This is a genomic window from Microvirga sp. M2, from assembly GCF_047497095.1.
GTDB lineage: Bacteria > Pseudomonadota > Alphaproteobacteria > Rhizobiales > Beijerinckiaceae > Microvirga.
In genome coordinates this window covers 3,277,657-3,295,288 of the sequence record NZ_CP134063.1, presented here as the reverse complement: position 1 = coordinate 3,295,288, position 17,632 = coordinate 3,277,657, and the positions used below count along the sequence as shown (strand labels likewise).

Genomic DNA, 17,632 nt, shown 5'->3' with positions numbered 1-17,632 from the left:
ACAGCATCGGATGGGCGTTCGAATTCACGTCCGGTGCTGGAACTCCGCAAACGAGAAGCGCCGGGACCGTGAGGTCCCGGCGCTTTTCTCATGATGTCGGCCGAAAGCCGGTGGGCTTACTTCTGGAGCCGGGCGATGAGGCTCGACGTATCCCAGCGGTTGCCGCCCATCTTCTGCACATCGGCATAGAACTGATCGACGAGAGCGGTGACGGGCAGGCTCGCGCCGCTCCTGCGGGCCTCGTTGAGCACGATCGACAGATCCTTGCGCATCCAATCCACGGCGAAGCCGAAATCGAACTTGCCCCGGTTCATGGTCTTGCCGCGATTCTCCATCTGCCACGATCCGGCGGCGCCCTTGGAGATCACGTCCAGCACCGCCTCGATGTCGAGACCGGCCTTCTGGCCGAAGTGAATGCCCTCCGCGAGGCCCTGCACCAGGCCCGCGATGCAGATCTGGTTGATCATCTTGGTGAGCTGGCCGGCGCCGGCCGGGCCCATCAGGCGCGAGGCGCGGGCGAAGCTCATGATCGCCGGCTCGACCCTGGCATACATGTCGGCGTCGCCGCCGCACATGACCGTGAGGACACCGTTCTCCGCGCCGGCCTGACCGCCCGACACCGGCGCATCGATGAAGGCGAAGCCCTTGTCCTTCGCGGCGGCGTAGAGCTCACGCGCAACTTCCGCCGAGGCCGTCGTATGGTCGACGAAGACCGACCCTTTGCCCATGGCGTGGAAGGCGCCGTCCTCGCCCGTGGTGACCTGGCGCAGATCGTCGTCGTTGCCCACGCAGGCGAACACGACCTCCTGGCCGTCTGCGGCCTCGCGCGGCGTCGTGGCGGCGCGGCCGCCGTTCTCCGACACCCATCTGTCGGCCTTCGCCGCCGTGCGGTTGTAGACCGTCACCTCGTGGCCCTTGTCCTTGAGATGCCGCGCCATGGGATAGCCCATCACGCCCAGACCCAGAAATGCGACCTTCGCCATCATCAGCTCCCGTTTCGTCTCTTTGGTTCTTAGCGCATCGTGCGGAAAAGTGGACCCGGTTTTCACGAACGTGGCCCTTCGGGTCCGCAATGAGCGATGCGCTCTTTCCCAGAAGGGAGCATGATGCGCACTTCCGGAAAGGGGAGCCACGGACGGATCCGATGCTGCGGGACGCGAACGCGCGGAGGAAAACGGGCTCTACTTGATGTCGAAGGAAAAATACCGGGAGCGGATCAGGTCGTAGGTGCCGTTCGCCTTGACCTGCGCGATGGCGCGGTTGAACCGGGCGCGCAAGTCCTCATCGTCCTTGCGCAGGCCGATCCCGTAGGATTCCCGGTGATAGGCCGGGTCGGCGGGAGCATCGCCGAGCACGTGGCAGCATTCGCCTTCCCGGCTCTGCAGAAACTTCGAGAGGAGAAGCTCGTCCGCGAACACCGCATCGATCCGCCCCACGAGCAGGTCGAGATTGGCTTCCTCCGCCTTGGCATAGAGGACGATCTCGGACTTCTTGTAGTAGGTCTTGAGATACACCTCGTGATCGCTGCGCTCGATGGTCCCGATCCGTTTTCCCGCGAGCGCCTGCGGCGTGACCTCTCCCGGCGCGACCTCCTTGGAGCCGATGAAGACGGCGGGGATGCGGTAATAGGGATCGGTGAAGGCGATCCGCTTCCGGCGCCGATCGGTGATCTCCATCGACGACATGATCGCGTCGTATTCGTTGTTGAGCAGGCCCTTGATGATGCCGTCCCATTCGTGCTGGACGATGTCGCATTGAGCCTGCATCGCCTCGCAGAGGCTCTTCAGCAGATCGACCTCGAAGCCCTGCAGCTCGTTGCTGTTGGGGTCGATGAAGTTGAAGGGCGGGTAGGCGCCCTCGATCGCGATGCGGATGGCCGGCGCGCGCGCAGGCTGGGCCTCTTCGGCTGACGCCTTGGGCGCGGCGAGCCCTGCCGCAACGGCTGCGAGAAATCCTGCGGAGATTGCAATTTTCCGCCCCAATTCGACTGCGTTCACAATGTCTCAGCCTGTTCGTTCAGCGCCGATGTCATGGGAAAAGCGCCGCGCCGTCAATTGACAGAAAGCCTTATGTTTCAGGTCTCCGCCGTCGGGCGGGGCCTAACCGCCCGTCATGCTCATATGGCGGCCGACGGCCGGGCGGGCATGATTCCGGTCGATGATGAAATCGTGGCCCTTCGGCTTGCGGGCGATGGCGTCGAGGATCGCCCGGTTCAGCGGCGCATCGTCCTCCGAAGCACGGACGGGCGCGCGCAGATCGGCGGCGTCTTCCTGGCCGAGGCACATGAAGAGCTGTCCCGTGCAGGTCAGCCGCACGCGGTTGCAGCTCTCGCAGAAATTGTGCGTCAGCGGCGTGATGAAACCGAGTTTGCCGCCCGTCTCCGCAACCTTCACGTAGCGGGCGGGCCCCCCGGTGCGCTCGGCGAGATCCTGCAGCGTATAGCGCGCCTCGAGGCGCCGCCTCACCTCCGAGAGAGGGAGGTACTGATCGATGCGCTGCCCGTCGATTTCGCCGAGCGGCATGACCTCGATGAGGGTCAGATCCATGCCGCGTCCGTGGGTCCACGCGATCAGGCTCTCGATCTCGTCCTCGTTGACGCCCTTGAGCGCCACCGCGTTGATCTTCACCTTGAGGCCGGCGGCCTGCGCCGCATCGAGCCCCTGCAGCACCTTGGCGAGATTGCCCCAGCGGGTGATGCGGTGGAACTTGTCCGGGTCGAGGGTGTCGATGGAGACGTTCACGCGCCGGACGCCGCAGGAGACGAGTTCCTGGGCGAACCGCGCGAGCTGGGAGCCGTTGGTGGTCACGGTCAGTTCGTCGAGGGCGCCGGATTCCAGGTGGCGCGAGAGGGTGCGGAACAGGGTCATGATGTCCCGCCGCACCAGAGGTTCGCCGCCGGTGATGCGCAGCTTGCGGACGCCCTGTCCGACGAAGGCCGTGCAGATGCGGTCGAGCTCCTCGAGGCTCAGGAGGTCGCGCTTGGGCAGGAAGGACATGTCTTCGGACATGCAATAGACGCAGCGAAAATCGCAGCGGTCCGTCACCGACACGCGCAGATAGGTCACGGCGCGCCCGAACGGGTCCAGCAGGGCAGGGGCGGAGGAGGTGCCTGGAAGCTCGATTGTTGATCCCCGCATCAGGGACATATCCTCGATGATGACGCACGAAGGCTTGCTTTCAATGTAGAATTCAAGCAGCTCTCGTCAAAGGAAAAAAGCCGGAAAGGGACCGTCTCCATGACAACCGAGCGGACAACCGAGCGCTGGCCCACGGAGCTTCGCCTCGCCAAGGACAGGCGCAGCCTGCGCGTCGCTTTCGACGATGGCGCCGCCTTCGACCTCCCTGCCGAGTATCTTCGCGTGACGAGCCCCTCGGCGGAGGTGCAGGGTCACGCTCCCTCCGAGCGCAAGACGGTTCCGGGCAAGAAGGACGTGGAGATCATCGGCGTCGAGCCGGTCGGCAACTATGCCGTGAAGCTCGTCTTCGACGATCTGCACGACACCGGCATCTACGGCTGGGGTTATCTCTATGAGCTCGGGGCCGGTTACGGGCAGAAATGGCAGGCCTATCTCGACGAGCTTTCCGCCAAGGGTCTCTTGCGGGAGAAAGTGCGCTGACGGCCCGGGAGCAGTTCCCGCGCCGTCATGTCCGTCTTTGCGGCCCGTGAGCGGGCCGATCAAATCGGCGCTGCCAGACCGGAGCTGAAAAATCTTGTCGCAGGCCCCCACTCAATGGCTTGACGCGGGGCCTCCGACGCCAGTAGAAGGCGCTGGTCAGGGCGCGTAGCTCAGCGGGAGAGCATTCGCTTCACACGCGAAGGGTCACAGGTTCAATCCCTGTCGCGCCCACCATTTTCTTCCTGACAGATCAGCTTTTCCGGAAGGCGGGCCGATGGGCCATCGTCGCCCGCACCCTCGTCGTTCCAGTCTCTCGTGGCGATCCTCCATCCTGTCGTCCCTGCGCGGGCGGGGATCCAGAGTCGCCGGCGTTTCAGGAACGAGCGCGACGGCCGCGGCTCGCCCGATGCGGCGCCCTCACCCCGGGATCATGTCCGATGCTGCAAGTCTTTGGTCTTGAGCATCTTTCCATGTCCGATGGTCTAAGCCGCCATCGGCTTCATCAGCGTCTCCACGGCGGCGAAGAGCTGGTCGAAATGATCGATCACGATGTCGGGGTTCAGATCCTTCACCGGAACATCCGTATAGCCGAAGGGAACCGCCACCACCGGGATGCCCGCGTTGCGCGCCGCGACGATGTCGGTCCGCGAATCCCCCACCATGATCGCCCGCGACGGATCGCCGCCCGCCCGTTCGATGGTCAGGGTCAGGTGGCGCGGGTCGGGCTTGAAATACGTGAAGGTGTCGCGTCCGCAATTGGCCGCGAAGCGGTGGCCGATCCCGAGTTCGTGCAGGAGCTTGACCGAGTGTTCCTCCACCTTGTTGGTGCAGACCGCGAGGATGAAACCGGCGGCCTCGAGCCGGTCGAGAGCCGCCGCGACCCCCGGAAAAAGCTCGGTCCTGACGCAGATATTCTCGCCGTAATGCACCATGAACTGGCGGTAGAGCTCGTCGAGATAGTCCGGCGCCAGCTCCTTTCCGGCCGCTTCGAACCCGCGCTCGATCAGGGCCCGGGCGCCTGCGCCGATCATGTCTCGCGCCTGTTCGACCGGCAGGGAGGCGAGGCCTTCGCGCTCGAGAATGACGTTGAGCGTTCCCACCAGATCGCCGGCCGTGTCGGCCAGGGTTCCATCGAGGTCGAAGACAGCGATGGGCGGGGCGATTTGCGGGGTATGAATGGTCATCAGCCTCGGTTACCTGCTCCAAGCGGGGGAATCAATCGGCGGGGGAATCAATCGGCCGGGATGATATGGTGCCCCGGTTGATTCGTTCTTACCGTGATGGAGTGATGAATGCGGCTCTTTGGTTGCGCGGCGTTTCTGTCGACGGCCCTGACCCTGGCGGGCCTGCCGGGCCCGGCCCTGGCGGCGTCCTACGATTTCGTGCCCGCGCCGCAGACGGACCTAAACCGGATCTACCGGATCGACCGGGTGACCGGCGAGGTCAGCTCCTGCCAGTACGGGTTGCAGGAGGGCACGATCGGGGTGACGCTCTGCTTCAGCCCGGGCGAAGGCGCCGGAGCCCAGCAGCCCGGAGAATACGGGCTGGTCGCATCCCGCCACGAGCGGGAAGGGGGCGTGTTCCGCGTGAATTTCCGCACGGGCGACATGAGCATCTGCTACGTCTTCGACGAGCGGGTCGTGTGCACGCCGCAGGCGCGGCCGTCCTCCGCCGCGTCGACGATCGCACCTTCCGCATCGACACCGTCGGGCGGCTCGGGTACGGGAGCCTCGCCCCAGCGTCCTTGAACCTGGTCCTCCAGAGCGTTCGACCGAGGGCGGATATGAAACCATCTTTCTTTTCAACACCCTCGCGTGGTAGAGGCGGATTACGGTCCGCCTTTCGGGCGGGGCGACAGATCTAGAGGTCCTCAGTGAGCGACAATCTCAAGCGTGCAGCAGCCGAAAAGGCAGCCCAGCTCGTCACCGACGGCATGAGGCTGGGCCTCGGCACCGGCTCGACGGCGGCGCACTTCGTAGCGGCCATCGGCGAGCGTGTCCGTGGCGGCCTTAAAGTCGTCGGCGTGCCGACCTCCGAGGCGACCCGCGACCAGGCGCAGCGCGAGGGCATTCCGCTCGCGACCCTCGACGAGGTGCCGGAACTCGACCTGACGGTCGATGGAGCCGACGAACTCGACGACGACCTGCGCCTCATCAAGGGCGGCGGCGGAGCACTCCTTCGCGAGAAGATCGTGGCCGCCGCGAGCGCCCGCATGATCGTGATCGCGGACGGCTCCAAGCGCGTCGCCAAGCTCGGCAAGTTTCCCCTGCCCATCGAGGTCGTTCCCTTCGGGCTCACGGCCACGGAGCGGGCCGTCGGCAAATTGCTGGAAAGCCTCAACATGACGGGCGAGCTGCGCCTTCGGCGCGCCGCCGACGGGGCTCCTTACGTCACCGACGGAGGCCATTTCATTCTCGATGCCCATCTCGGCCGCATCGACAAGCCCAATGTCCTGGCCTCTACGCTCAACAACATCCCCGGAGTCGTCGAGCACGGCCTCTTTCTCGGTCTCGCCACCGGTGCGATCCTCGCGACCGGGGAGGGGCTTGTCGAACTCGGTCAGCTCTGACCTTAAGCCTTATTGGAGTCCCTTCTATGATCCGTTCCGCTTCCCGACTGGCTGCGACCTCGGTCGCGCTGTTCCTGCTGGCGAGCCCCGTTTTCGCCCAGCAGGCCGATCTGCCCGCGAGCCATCTGGCGGCCGGGCGTGAGGTTGCCATCGGCTCCGGCATCACCGGCGCCTTCGACGCGCTGACGGGCCCGCTGCTCGCCCGCCTGCAGCGCATGAGCGTCACGAACCCCGACATCCAGAAGGATCTGGACGCGGTCGTCGCCGGGCTGCGGCCCGAGGTCGAGCAGAAGAAGCAGGAACTGATCGATGCGAGCGCCCGCATCCTGGCCACGCGCATGACCGAGGCGGAGCTGAAGGAGGTCGCGGCCTTCTACAAGTCGGCCGTCGGTCAGAAATACGTGCAGCTCCAGCCGGCCGTTCTCGACGACGTGGTGCGCCAGATGGATCTGTGGTCGCAGCGGACCTCGGAATACATCATGACCCGCGCCCGCGAGGAAATGGGCAAGCGCGGCCACGGCCTGAACTGAGCTTGATCCGTCCGTCGGACGACGCGCGAAGCCCCGCAGAACTGAAAAAGGCCCGGTTTCCCGGGCCTTTTTCGTTGCTTGCTTCATTGTGAGAGCCGATGCTCTCAATCCTCGACGGCCTTGAAGCGGCCCATGCCCTTCATGACGAAGGGGAGGATGAGGGCGATCAGGGCGATGGTGAGAAGCGTGGCCGAGATCGGGCTCTGCAGCAGGACCAGCGGATCGCCGAGGCTGATCGACAGGGCGCGCCGCAGCTGGCTTTCGGCGACGGGTCCCAGGATGAGGCCCACGACGACCGGCGCGATCGGGAAGTCGAAGCGGCGCATCAGGAAGCCGACCACGCCGAACACGGCCAGCATGATGAGCTCGACGGGCGACGGGTTGGCGGCGATCGTGCCCATGGTGGCGAAGACCAGGATGCCGGCATAGAGCCAGGGCTGCGGGATCGCGAGCAGGCGCACCCACACGCCGACCAGCGGCAGGTTCAGCACCAGCAGCATGCCGTTGGCGATGAACAGGCTCGCGATCAGGCCCCACACCAGGTCGGGCTTTTCGGCAAAGAGCAGCGGGCCGGGGTTGAGGCCGTATTGCTGGAAGCCCGCCAGCATCATGGCGGCCGTGGCGGAGGTCGGAAGGCCCAGGGTCAGGAGCGGCACCAGGGTGCCGGCCGCCGAGGCGTTGTTGGCGGCCTCGGGGCCGGCGACGCCCTCGATGGCGCCCTTGCCGAACTCCTCCGGATGCTTGGTGAGCCGCTTCTCGGTCGCATAGGACAGGAAGGTCGGGATCTCGGCGCCGCCCGCCGGCAGGGCCCCCATCGGGAAGCCGAAGAGCGTCCCGCGCAGCCAGGGCTTCCAGGAGCGCTTCCAGTCGTCCTTGGTCATCCAGAGCGAGCCGCGCACGGCTTCGAGCTTCTCCTCGTGCACGTGGCGGCGCGAGGCGACGTAGAGGGCCTCGCCGACGGCGAAGAGGCCGACCGCGAGGGTCGTCACTTCGATGTTGTCGTAGAGCTCCGGCACGCCGAAGCTGAGGCGGGCCTGCCCGGACAGGATGTCGATGCCCACGAGGCCGAGGACCAGGCCGAGGAACAGGCTGGTGAGGCCGCGGACCGGGGAATCCCCGAAGGTGGCCGAGACGGTCACGAAGGCCACGCACATCAGGGCGAAGTAGTCTTCGGGGCCGAAGCGCACGGCGATGTCGACGAGATAGGGCGCGAGCAGCGCCAGCCCCAGGGTCGCGAAGGTGCCGGCCACGAACGAGCCGATGGCCGAGGTCGCGAGCGCGGGCCCGGCGCGTCCGGCTTTCGCCATCAGGTGCCTTCGAGGGCGGTCGCCATCGAGGCGCTTTCGCCCGGGGTGTTGATCAGGATCGCGGTGGTCGAGCCGCCATACATGCCGCCGTAATAGATGCCCGCGAACATGATGATGGAGCCGGCCGGGTCGAGCCTGAAGGTGACCGGCAGCAGGAGCGCCACGGTGAGCGCCGGGCCGATGCCGGGCAGAACGCCGACGGCCGTGCCGAGCAGAACGCCGATGAGTGCGAACAGCAGGTTCATCGGCTCGATCGCCACGGTCAGGCCGTGGGCCAGGGAGACAAAGGCTTCCATGGGGGCCTCAGAGAAGGTGCTCGAGCGGCCCTGCCGGCAGGGACAGGGTCAGGAGCTTGGCAAAGAGCAGATAGACGACGAGCGCGATCACGATGCCGAGCAGGAGGTCCGTCACGAAGGCGCGGCGTCCGAAGGCCGCGGAGGTCGTGGCGAACAGGATGGCCGTGCCGATCATGAAGCCGCCGCCGATGGCGATGAGGGTGATCAGGACGGCGAGGCCGCCGACGATCAGGATGATCGGCTTCCAATCGAGGCTTTCGCGCTCGGGCAGGTCGCCGCGCAGGGCGCCGATCCCGTTGCCGACGGCAAGCAGGGCGAGGCCGATGGCCACGATGACGGGCATGGCCTTCGGGCCGACGTCGTAGGGGGAGAGAAGCTGCAGCTTGGTCATGTCCCACCCGACCAGGCCGGCCAGGGCGAGGAGGAGGAGAGCGATGACGAAGCCCGCTGTGTCGATGCGCCGATGCTGAGATGACATGAGAAAGATCCTGAAAGCAAAAGCGCCGCGCTCGGGGAACGCGGCGCCTGGTTCGTCAGCGGCGGCTTACGACTTCACCAGTCCCACCGCGGTCAGGACGTCCTTCGTGCGGAGCACTTCCTCGCCCAGGAGCTTGGTGAACGCGTCGCCGGACAGGTAGGCGTCATCCCAGCCCTTGGCCTTCAGGATCTCCTGCCATTCCTTGGCCTTCGCCAGCTTGTCCATGGTGTCGGTCAGGGCCTTCTTCTGGTCGGCGGAGATGCCGGGAGGCGCCACGACGGCGCGCCAGTTGGCGATCTCGAGGTCGACGCCCTCGGCCTTGATCGAGGGCTGCTCGGCCGTGGCCTTGTCGGCCGGGGAGCTCAGGCCGAGAAGGCGCAGCTTGCCGGCCTTGATCTGGCTTTCGAACTCGCCGTAGCCGGAGATGCCGGCCGTCACCTTGCCGCCGAGGATCGCCGCGAGGGCCTCGCCGCCGCCCGAGAACGGGATGTAGTTGATCTTGGTCGGGTCGGCGCCGGCCGCCTTGGCGAAGAGCGCCGCCGCGATGTGATCGACGCCGCCGGCCGAGCCGCCCGCCCACGTCACCTTCGCCGGATCCGCCTTGATGGCCGCGGCCAGGTCCTTCACGGACTTGATCGGGGACTCGGCCGGAACCACGATCGCCTCGTATTCCGCCGTCAGGCGGGCGATGGGGGTCGTCTGGTCGAGCGTGACCGGCGACTTGTTGGTCAGGAGCGCGCCCACCATCACGTAGCCCATGACCATGAGCTGGCTGCCGTCGCCCTTCGCGTTGTTCACGAGCTGGGCGATGCCGATGGAACCGCCCGCGCCGGGAACGTTGGTGACCTGCACGCCCTTGGCAAGCCCGGCCTGCATCAGAGCCTGCTGCATCGACCGCGCCGTCTGGTCCCAGCCGCCGCCAGGCGCCGCAGGAGCCATGATCTTCAATTCGGTCTGGGCGGCTGCCGATGTTACGAAGCCTGCAACCGCTGCCGCCGCGAGGGCGCCGCGCCAGAAGCTCTTTTCGAGTTGCCTCATTCTGTTTCCTCCAAGGGACTGAACGTCACGTCAGAACGTGTCCGGCAGACCCTAAAGCCGGTTTGCACCCCGGGCAAGCATCCGAGTTCCTCGTCGGCATTGAACCTTGGCTTAAGGGGCGGCCACGTGGATCCTTGCATGCGGGCCATGTCCTGCAAGCTTGGCGCGAGGACTGGCGGCATCGGCGGAGCAGCCATTATATGAGGGGCAGCGTTCAGCCGATTCCCAACGGAGACCACCCCATGCCCCAGTTCGATGTCGATCTCTTTGTCATCGGAGCGGGCTCCGGCGGGGTCCGCGCCGCCCGCATCGCGGCGGGCTACGGCGCCAGGGTGATGGTCGCGGAGGAATACCGGGTCGGCGGCACCTGCGTCATCCGGGGCTGCGTGCCGAAGAAGCTCATGGTCTATGCCAGCCGCTTCGCCGACGAATTCCACGACGCGGCGGGCTTCGGCTGGACCGTCGGGGAGCCGAGCTTCGACTGGGCGACGTTCATCCGCAACAAGGACAAGGAGATCGACCGGCTGGAGGGGATCTACCGGACCAACCTGGAGAAGGCAGGGGTCGAGATCGTCAACAGCCGCGCCGTGATCGAGGATGCCCATACGGTTCACGTCCTTGCGACGGGGGCCCGCATCCGCGCCCGCTTCATCCTGGTGGCGGTCGGAGCCCATCCGACCATGGATCCTCCCATTCCGGGCGGCGAACTCGGCATTACGTCGAACGAGGTGTTTCATCTCGAAACCCAGCCGAAGCGCATCATGATCGTCGGCGGCGGCTATATCGCGGTGGAATTCGCAGGGGTGTTCGCGGGGCTCGGCAGCCGCGTGACCCTGGTCCACCGGGGCGACAAGCTCTTGCGCGGCTTCGACGAGGACGTGCGCGATGCGCTGGGCGAGGCCTATGCCCGGCGCGGGATCGACCTCGCGCTCAAGAGGACGCTGACGCGCCTGGACAGGACGGCGGACGGCATCGCCGCGACATTGTCCGACGGCTCGGTCGTCACCGTCGACCAGGTGCTCGTCGCGACCGGGCGGCGACCGAACACGAAGGAACTCGGCCTGGAGAAGGCCGGGATCACCGTCGACGAGGTGGGGGCGATCCCTGTCGATGCCTATTCCCGGACCCTGATCCCGTCGATCTACGCGGTCGGCGACGTGACCAACCGGGCGAACCTCACGCCCATCGCGATCCGCGAGGGCCACGCCTTCGCCGACACGGTGTTCGGCGGCCGACCCACCATCGTCGATCACGACCTGATCCCCACGGCGGTCTTCTCGACCCCGGAAATCGGCGTGATCGGCTGCGGCGAGCATGCCGCGCGGGAGGTCTATGGGGATATCGACGTCTACAAGACGGCGTTCCGGCCCATGAAGGCCACCCTGTCGGGCGGGGCGGACCGGGTGTTCATGAAGCTCGTCGTCGACAAGGCCACCGACAAGGTCGTCGGCGTCCACATCATGGGGCACGATGCGGGCGAGATGATCCAGCTCGCGGGCATCGCCGTCACCATGGGGGCCACCAAGGCCGATTTCGACCGGACCGTCGCGGTCCATCCCACGGCCTCGGAGGAACTCGTGACCATGCGGACGCCCGTCGTTGTCAAGAAGCCGGTGGATGTCGGGTGAGGCCCGAAGCGCGCAGCCTCGGCGAGCCCCCCGTCACTCCTTGGTGAAATACTGATCGCCCTCGATCCGCTTGACGAAGCGCCAGCCATGGCCTTCGAGGCGCGCGACCGCGCCTTGCTCGGCTTCGGAGATCTCGACCTGCAGCAGGCCCGCGGTCCGGTCCAGGAGGCGGGACATCCCGCGCAGGACCGCCTCGGCCATGCCCTCCACGTCGATCTTGACGAAGATCGTCTCGCCGTCGAGGGACAGGACGTCGTCCAGGCGGCGCACCTGGATGGTCTCCTGCTCGGTGAAGACGGACAGGTTCCTGGCGGTCGTGGTCAGGTCGAGGCGCGAGACGCCGGTCGAGGTGGGGTCCACGTGAATGACGACCTCGTGGGTCTCGTCGCCCAGGCCGAACCGGTGCGCCGTCACCTTCATGTCCAGCCGGTTGGCGAAGACGTTGCCGAGGAGCTGGTTGTAGTTGCGCCTGACCGGCTCGAAGGCGTGCACGGCCGTGACCGCCGCCTCCCGGCCCAGCAGCACCGTGTAGAGACCGATATTGGCGCCGATATCCACCACCTGGCTGAGGCCGCGCCTTTCGATTTCGCCGCGAACGAAGGCGAGCTGGGCGTTCTCGTAGGGAGCTCCGGCGAGAAGCCGGTTGTCGATCCAGTTGCGCGGGTCGAGAATGAGGGGAGCCCCGTCGCGATAGCCGATCGATGGAAATCTCCGCAGCTTCGCGAGCCTCTTGCGAAGGCTGTGAACCGGTCGCAACGCCATTGTCTGATCGACTCCCATTCCCGCAGAACGAACCGGATCCGCAAGTTTGCCGCCGGTCGCGCCCACCCGTTCCCGTGCGCTTCTGCGCGCAACCGCCGTGTTGGTCAAGGGTCGGCTCGGCCGTGGAGACGAGGGTCCATCCTCTTGCGAGGGCCCGTTCTCTTGCGAGGGCCCGTTCTCTTGCGAGGGCCCGTTCTCTTGCGAGGGCCCGTTCTCTTGCGAGGGCCCGTTCTCTTGCGAGGGCCCGTTCTCTTGAAGGCGTCGCGGCTCTCCCCTCGTTGATCGTCTCGGGCCGAAACGCGTCCTTTCGGCACTCGCCTTTTTGATTGTGTCGTGTATAGGTGCCCTTTCGTGCCGCTTGTTGCGGCCACGAGAGGATACAAACGACACGGGAGCCAAGTGTCATGACTGAGCGGTGGACGCCCAACAGCTGGAGAAACAAGCCGATCCAGCAGGTTCCGGCCTTTCCGGACCCGGAGGCGCTTGAAAGCGTAGAGCAGCAGCTCGCAGGCTTTCCCCCGCTCGTTTTTGCGGGCGAGGCCCGGAAGCTGAAACGCGAGCTGGCGAAGGTCGCCAAGGGAGAGGCTTTCCTGCTTCAGGGCGGCGACTGCGCCGAGAGCTTCGCCGAGCATTCCGCCGACAATATCCGCGATTTTTTCCGCCTGTTCCTGCAGATGGCGGTGGTGCTCACCTATGCGGGCGGTTCGCCCGTGGTGAAGATCGGCCGCGTGGCGGGACAGTTCGCCAAGCCGCGCTCCTCCGCGACCGAGACCATCGACGGCGTCGAGCTGCCGAGCTACCGGGGCGACATCATCAGCGACATCGCCTTCACGCCCGAGGCGCGCACGCCCGATCCGCGCCGCCAGCTCGAGGCCTACCGCCAATCGGCCGCGACGCTCAACCTGATCCGCGCCTTCGCGACCGGCGGCTACGCCAATCTCGAGAACGCGCATCGCTGGATGCTCGGTTTCGTAAAGGATTCGCCGCAATCCTCGCGCTACAGCGAGCTGGCCGAGCGGATCACCGAGAGCCTCAACTTCATGCGGGCGATCGGCATCGATCCCGAGACGCATCCCGAGATGCGCTCGACGGATTTCTACACCAGCCACGAAGCCCTGCTGCTCGGCTACGAGGAGGCCCTGAGCCGCGTGGATTCCACGACCGGCGACTGGTACGCCACCTCCGGCCACATGGTCTGGATCGGCGACCGCACCCGTCAGGTGGATCATGCCCATGTGGAATACATGCGCGGCATCAAGAACCCGATCGGCCTCAAATGCGGCCCGACGCTCACGGCGGATTCGCTCCTCAGGCTCATCGAAGCCCTGAATCCCGAGGACGAGGCCGGACGTCTCACCCTGATCTGCCGTTTCGGCTCCGACAAGGTAGCCGAGCATCTGCCGGGCCTGATCCGCGCGGTGCAGAAGGAAGGCCGCACGGTGGTGTGGTCCTGCGATCCGATGCACGGCAACACGATCAAGGCCGCCTCCGGCTACAAGACCCGGCCCTTCGAGCGCGTCATGGGCGAGGTGAGGGACTTCTTCGCCATCCATCAGGCGGAAGGGACGCATGCGGGCGGCATCCATCTGGAGATGACCGGCAAGAACGTGACGGAATGCACCGGCGGCGCCCGCGCGCTCACCGATGCGGATCTTTCCGACCGCTATCACACCTATTGCGACCCGCGCCTCAACGCGGAGCAGGCGCTGGAAATCGCGTTCCTGACCTCGGAGCTGATCAAGCGCGAGCGTCAGGCTCGCGAACGGCCCGCCGCCCTGGCAGCCGAGTGAGAATGAAGAAAAGGGGCGCCATGAGCGCCCCTTTTACTGTCATGGGTGAGTGATACGCGACAAACGAACCTAGCTCAGCCAGCCCATGAAGTAGAGAATCAGGATGATCGGAAGAGGAATGCCGATCAGCCAAAGCAAACCACCCTTAAACATGTTGCCTCCATTGCCTAATTCGTGCTGGGATAACGACCTGGACTGTATTGGGTTCCGAGGACTGTGACCCGTCTTTCATCTTCATGACGGGCGTGGGGGCGCGCCGAGACCCATTTGCGGAGGGGATCGTTCCCGCTTCGCATTGCTGCGCACCCGGCGGCGCGCTACTTCTCTGAGCCATGGCTCAGAACACGCTCAAAATCGCTCTTGCACAGCTCAATCCCATCGTCGGCGACGTGGCCGGGAACGAGGAGAAGGCCCGCCGCGCCCGTGCCGAGGCGGCCCGCATGGGGGCCGACCTCGTGATGTTCGCCGAGCAGTTCCTCGCGGGCTACCCGGCCGAGGACCTCGTGCTCAAACCCGCTTTCCAGGACGCGTGCCGCGCCGCCCTCGAGCGCCTGGCCCGCGAGACGGCGGAGGGCGGACCGGGCCTGCTCATCGGCCTGCCGTGGCGCGAGGGCGACGAACTCTACAACGCCTATGCGCTCCTCGACCGGGGCTCGATCGCGGTCCGCTACAAGGTGGACCTGCCGAATTACGACGTCTTCGACGAGAAGCGGCATTTCGATCCCGGTCCCCTGCCGGGGCCCGTGAACTTCCGTGGAGTGCGCATCGGCATTCCGATCTGCGAGGACATCTGGGACGGCGACGTGGTCGAATGCCTGGCCGAGACGGGGGCGGAGCTGCTGCTCGTGCCGAACGGCTCGCCCTATCACCGGGGCAAGACGGAGGAGCGCTTCAACATCGCCGCCGCCCGGGTGACGGAAAGCGGCCTGCCGCTCGTCTATCTCAACCAGGTCGGCGGCCAGGACGAGCTGGTCTTCGACGGCGCGTCCTTCGTCCTCAACGCGGATTGCGCGCTGGCCTGCCAGCTCCCGGCCTTCGAGGAGGCCGTCGTCCTGACCCTGTGGGAGAAGGGCGAGGAGGGGTGGGTCTGCCGCGAGGCCCCCATGGCCACGGTCGAGGAGGGGGGGCAGGCCGATTACGCCGCCTGCGTCCTGGGCCTGCGCGACTACGTGGAGAAGAACCGCTTCCCCGGCGTGGTGATCGGCCTCTCCGGCGGCATCGATTCCGCCCTCTGCGCCGCCATGGCGGTCGATGCGCTCGGCCCCGGGCGCGTGCATTGCGTGATGCTGCCCTACCGCTACACCTCCGGCGAATCCCTGAAGGATGCGGAGGATTGCGCCCGCGCCCTCGGGGTACGCTACGACATCCTGCCCATCGCCGAGCCGGTGGAGGGCTTCGAGACCGCGCTCCAGCCCCTGTTCGCGGGCCGGGAGCGCGACATCACGGAGGAGAACCTCCAGAGCCGCGCGCGCGGCACCATCCTCATGGCGATCTCGAACAAGTTCGGCGCCATGGTGGTGACGACCGGCAACAAGTCCGAGATGTCGGTGGGCTACGCCACGATCTACGGCGACATGAACGGCGGCTTCAACCCGATCAAGGACCTCTACAAGATGGAGGTCTACCGCCTGTCCGCCCTGCGCAACCGCTGGAAGCCGAAGGGCGCCCTGGGGCCAGACGGCATCGTGATCCCTCAGAACATTCTCACGAAGGCGCCCACGGCGGAGCTTCGCGAGAACCAGAAGGACCAGGATTCCCTGCCGCCTTACGAGGATCTCGACGAGATCCTGCGCGGGCTCGTGGAAGAGGAGCTCCGCGTCTCCGACATCGTCGCCAGGGGCTATGATGCCGAGGTGGTGCAGAAGGTCGAGCGCCTGCTCCATCTCGCGGAGTACAAGCGCCGCCAATCCGCGCCGGGCGTGAAGGTCACGCGCAAGAATTTCGGGCGCGACCGGCGCTATCCCATCGTGAACCGCTTCCGGGACCAGGGTCTTGCGGCTCACCGGAAGGACGAAGCCCTGGAGCGGGCGACGGGCAAGCCTCGCCTGGGTTCGATGGACGTGTGAGGAGAGCTCTTCCCGTCCTCGTCCCCCGCCAATGCCGCTTTTCGTGCCATCCCGGGTTCTCGCTGCGCTTGCCTCGGAATGACGGGGGCACAGGAACAAGCGCGGCCATGAAAGAAAGGGGGATGTGAAGGAGAGCCCCCTGTCCGAACCGGTTGCCCCTTGCGCGGCCGCGCGCCCTTCGCCATACCGGTTCCATGTCCAAGCCCATCGTTCGCTTCGCCCCGTCCCCGACCGGGCATATCCATATCGGCAACACCCGCGTGGCCCTGCTCAACGCGCTTTTCGCGCGTCGTGAGGGGGGCACCTTCATCCTGCGCTTCGACGACACGGATCTCGCGCGCTCGAAGCAGGAATACGCGGATTCCATCGAGACCGATCTGAAGTGGCTGGGCATTGAGCCCGACATCGTCGTGCGCCAGTCGGAGCGTTTCGATCTCTACGACGCTGCGGCCGAGCAGCTCAAGGATGTCGGCCGTCTCTACCCCTGCTACGAGACGCCGGAGGAACTGGAGTTCCGCCGCAAGCGCCAGCTCGCCCGGGGCCTGCCGCCGATCTACGACCGGGCCGCGCTCAAGCTCACGGACGAGGAGCGCAAGGCCCTCGAGGAGGCAGGGCGCAAGCCCCATTGGCGCTTCCGCCTCGACCATACGAACGTGGCGTGGACCGATCTCGTGCGCGGCGATTGCCGGGTGGATTGCAGCTCGCTCTCCGATCCCGTGCTGGTGCGCGAGGACGGAACCTATCTCTATACGCTCCCGTCCGTCGTCGACGACATCGAGCTGAAGATCACGCACGTGATCCGCGGCGAGGACCATGTCACCAACACGGCGGTGCAGATCCAGATCTTCGAGGCGCTCGGGGCCGCCATTCCCACCTTCGCGCATCACAGCCTGCTGATCACGGCGAGCGGCGAGGGGCTTTCCAAGCGACTCGGCCATCTCTCGGTGCAGGGGCTGCGCGAGGCGGGACTCGAGCCCCAGGCGGTGGCCTCGCTCGCCGTGCTCGTCGGCTCGGCGGAAGCCGTGCGCCCGGTCGCCGATCTCGGTGAACTCGCCCGGCTCATCGACTTTTCCCACATCTCCCGCGCGCCCGCGAAATTCGACGAGAGCGAGCTGGAGCACCTCAATGCGCGCCTCATCCACGAGATGCCCTACGGGGCCGTGCGCGAGCGCCTCGCCGCGCTCGACGCGGATCTGGGCGAAACGTTCTGGAACGCCGTGCGGGGCAACCTGACGAAGGTGCGGGACGTGTCGGATTGGGCCAGGGTCGTGCGCGGCCCGGTGACGCCCGTCATCGAGGACAGGGGCTTCATCGATGCGGCGCTGGACCTGCTGCCGGAAGGGCCGTGGGACGCCTCCACCTGGAAGGCATGGACCGAGGCCGTGAAGGCGAAAACGGGCGTCAAGGGCAAGGCCCTGTTCATGCCGCTTCGCCTCTCGCTCACGGGCCTCGATCACGGCCCGGAACTCGCAAGCCTCCTGCCGCTGATCGGCCCCGAGCGCGCGAAGGCGCGGCTGGCCGGGCAGGCGGCGTAAGACATCGACCTTTTTC

General features: G+C 66.3%; 15 protein-coding genes, 1 tRNA gene and 1 pseudogene. 9 read left to right on the top strand and 8 right to left on the bottom strand.

Annotation, left to right across the window (positions count from 1 at the left end; translation table 11 throughout):
• Positions 1-116: 116 nt before the first annotated feature.
• The 3 genes from RE429_RS15685 to moaA form a co-directional block, all read right to left on the bottom strand.
• Positions 117-983, bottom strand: coding sequence for an NAD(P)-dependent oxidoreductase (locus RE429_RS15685; protein WP_414474222.1), 867 nt, complete (start codon positions 981-983; stop codon positions 117-119).
• A 198-nt stretch (positions 984-1,181) separates the two neighbouring features.
• Positions 1,182-1,997 (bottom strand): transporter substrate-binding domain-containing protein, encoded by an 816-nt coding sequence (locus RE429_RS15680; RefSeq protein WP_414471653.1) that lies wholly within the window; start codon positions 1,995-1,997, stop codon positions 1,182-1,184.
• A gap of 102 nt (positions 1,998-2,099) precedes the next feature.
• The gene (gene moaA / locus RE429_RS15675) at positions 2,100-3,137 is read right to left on the bottom strand and encodes a GTP 3',8-cyclase MoaA (protein ID WP_414471652.1); all 1,038 of its coding nucleotides are present in this window, start codon (positions 3,135-3,137) and stop codon (positions 2,100-2,102) included.
• Positions 3,138-3,236: 99 nt separating this feature from the next.
• Here moaA and RE429_RS15670 point away from each other — a divergent pair, with 99 nt between their 5' ends.
• Entirely contained in the window at positions 3,237-3,617 is a 381-nt protein-coding gene (locus RE429_RS15670) for a gamma-butyrobetaine hydroxylase-like domain-containing protein (protein ID WP_414471651.1), read from the top strand.
• A 159-nt stretch (positions 3,618-3,776) separates the two neighbouring features.
• A tRNA-Val gene (locus RE429_RS15665) sits at positions 3,777-3,851 on the top strand.
• Between the two features lie 248 nt (positions 3,852-4,099).
• Here RE429_RS15665 and RE429_RS15660 read toward each other — a convergent pair.
• Positions 4,100-4,801: an HAD family hydrolase gene (locus tag RE429_RS15660; protein WP_414471650.1), complete on the bottom strand. Its 702-nt coding sequence runs from the start codon at positions 4,799-4,801 to the stop codon at positions 4,100-4,102.
• A gap of 108 nt (positions 4,802-4,909) precedes the next feature.
• Here RE429_RS15660 and RE429_RS15655 point away from each other — a divergent pair, with 108 nt between their 5' ends.
• The 3 genes from RE429_RS15655 (at position 4,910) to RE429_RS15645 (ending at position 6,716) form a co-directional block, all read left to right on the top strand.
• A complete protein-coding gene (locus RE429_RS15655) occupies positions 4,910-5,365 on the top strand; it encodes a hypothetical protein (protein WP_414471649.1) in 456 nt (151 codons plus the stop codon).
• Positions 5,366-5,550: 185 nt separating this feature from the next.
• On the top strand, positions 5,551-6,186 hold the full coding sequence (gene rpiA, locus RE429_RS15650) for a ribose-5-phosphate isomerase RpiA (protein WP_414474221.1): 636 nt from the start codon (positions 5,551-5,553) through the stop codon (positions 6,184-6,186).
• 26 nt (positions 6,187-6,212) lie between these two features.
• The gene (locus RE429_RS15645; protein ID WP_414471648.1) at positions 6,213-6,716 is read left to right on the top strand and encodes a DUF2059 domain-containing protein; all 504 of its coding nucleotides are present in this window, start codon (positions 6,213-6,215) and stop codon (positions 6,714-6,716) included.
• A 104-nt stretch (positions 6,717-6,820) separates the two neighbouring features.
• Here the strand turns inward: RE429_RS15645 and RE429_RS15640 are convergent.
• The 3 genes and pseudogenes from RE429_RS15640 to RE429_RS15630 all read right to left on the bottom strand — a co-directional run bounded on the left by RE429_RS15640 (position 6,821) and on the right by RE429_RS15630 (position 9,835).
• A pseudogene (locus tag RE429_RS15640) lies at positions 6,821-8,319 on the bottom strand (tripartite tricarboxylate transporter permease).
• Positions 8,320-8,326: 7 nt separating this feature from the next.
• On the bottom strand, positions 8,327-8,797 hold the full coding sequence (locus RE429_RS15635; RefSeq protein WP_414471647.1) for a tripartite tricarboxylate transporter TctB family protein: 471 nt from the start codon (positions 8,795-8,797) through the stop codon (positions 8,327-8,329).
• Positions 8,798-8,863: 66 nt separating this feature from the next.
• A complete protein-coding gene (locus tag RE429_RS15630) occupies positions 8,864-9,835 on the bottom strand; it encodes a Bug family tripartite tricarboxylate transporter substrate binding protein (RefSeq protein WP_414471646.1) in 972 nt (323 codons plus the stop codon).
• Between the two features lie 242 nt (positions 9,836-10,077).
• On the opposite strand from RE429_RS15630, the gene gor reads away from it, so the two are divergent.
• Complete coding sequence (gene gor, locus RE429_RS15625; protein WP_414471645.1) at positions 10,078-11,463, top strand: glutathione-disulfide reductase; 1,386 nt, start codon at positions 10,078-10,080, stop codon at positions 11,461-11,463.
• Between the two features lie 33 nt (positions 11,464-11,496).
• Here gor and RE429_RS15620 read toward each other — a convergent pair whose 3' ends face one another.
• Positions 11,497-12,333 (bottom strand): FkbM family methyltransferase, encoded by an 837-nt coding sequence (locus RE429_RS15620; protein WP_414471644.1) that lies wholly within the window; start codon positions 12,331-12,333, stop codon positions 11,497-11,499.
• Positions 12,334-12,629: 296 nt separating this feature from the next.
• Between RE429_RS15620 and RE429_RS15615 the strand changes: the two genes are divergently transcribed.
• The 3 genes from RE429_RS15615 (at position 12,630) to gltX (ending at position 17,616) form a co-directional block, all read left to right on the top strand.
• Positions 12,630-14,015 (top strand): class II 3-deoxy-7-phosphoheptulonate synthase, encoded by a 1,386-nt coding sequence (locus RE429_RS15615; protein WP_414471643.1) that lies wholly within the window; start codon positions 12,630-12,632, stop codon positions 14,013-14,015.
• Between the two features lie 332 nt (positions 14,016-14,347).
• On the top strand, positions 14,348-16,081 hold the full coding sequence (locus RE429_RS15610; RefSeq protein ID WP_414471642.1) for an NAD+ synthase: 1,734 nt from the start codon (positions 14,348-14,350) through the stop codon (positions 16,079-16,081).
• A gap of 194 nt (positions 16,082-16,275) precedes the next feature.
• The gene (gene gltX, locus RE429_RS15605; RefSeq protein WP_414471641.1) at positions 16,276-17,616 is read left to right on the top strand and encodes a glutamate--tRNA ligase; all 1,341 of its coding nucleotides are present in this window, start codon (positions 16,276-16,278) and stop codon (positions 17,614-17,616) included.
• The last annotated feature ends 16 nt before the right edge of the window (positions 17,617-17,632 follow it).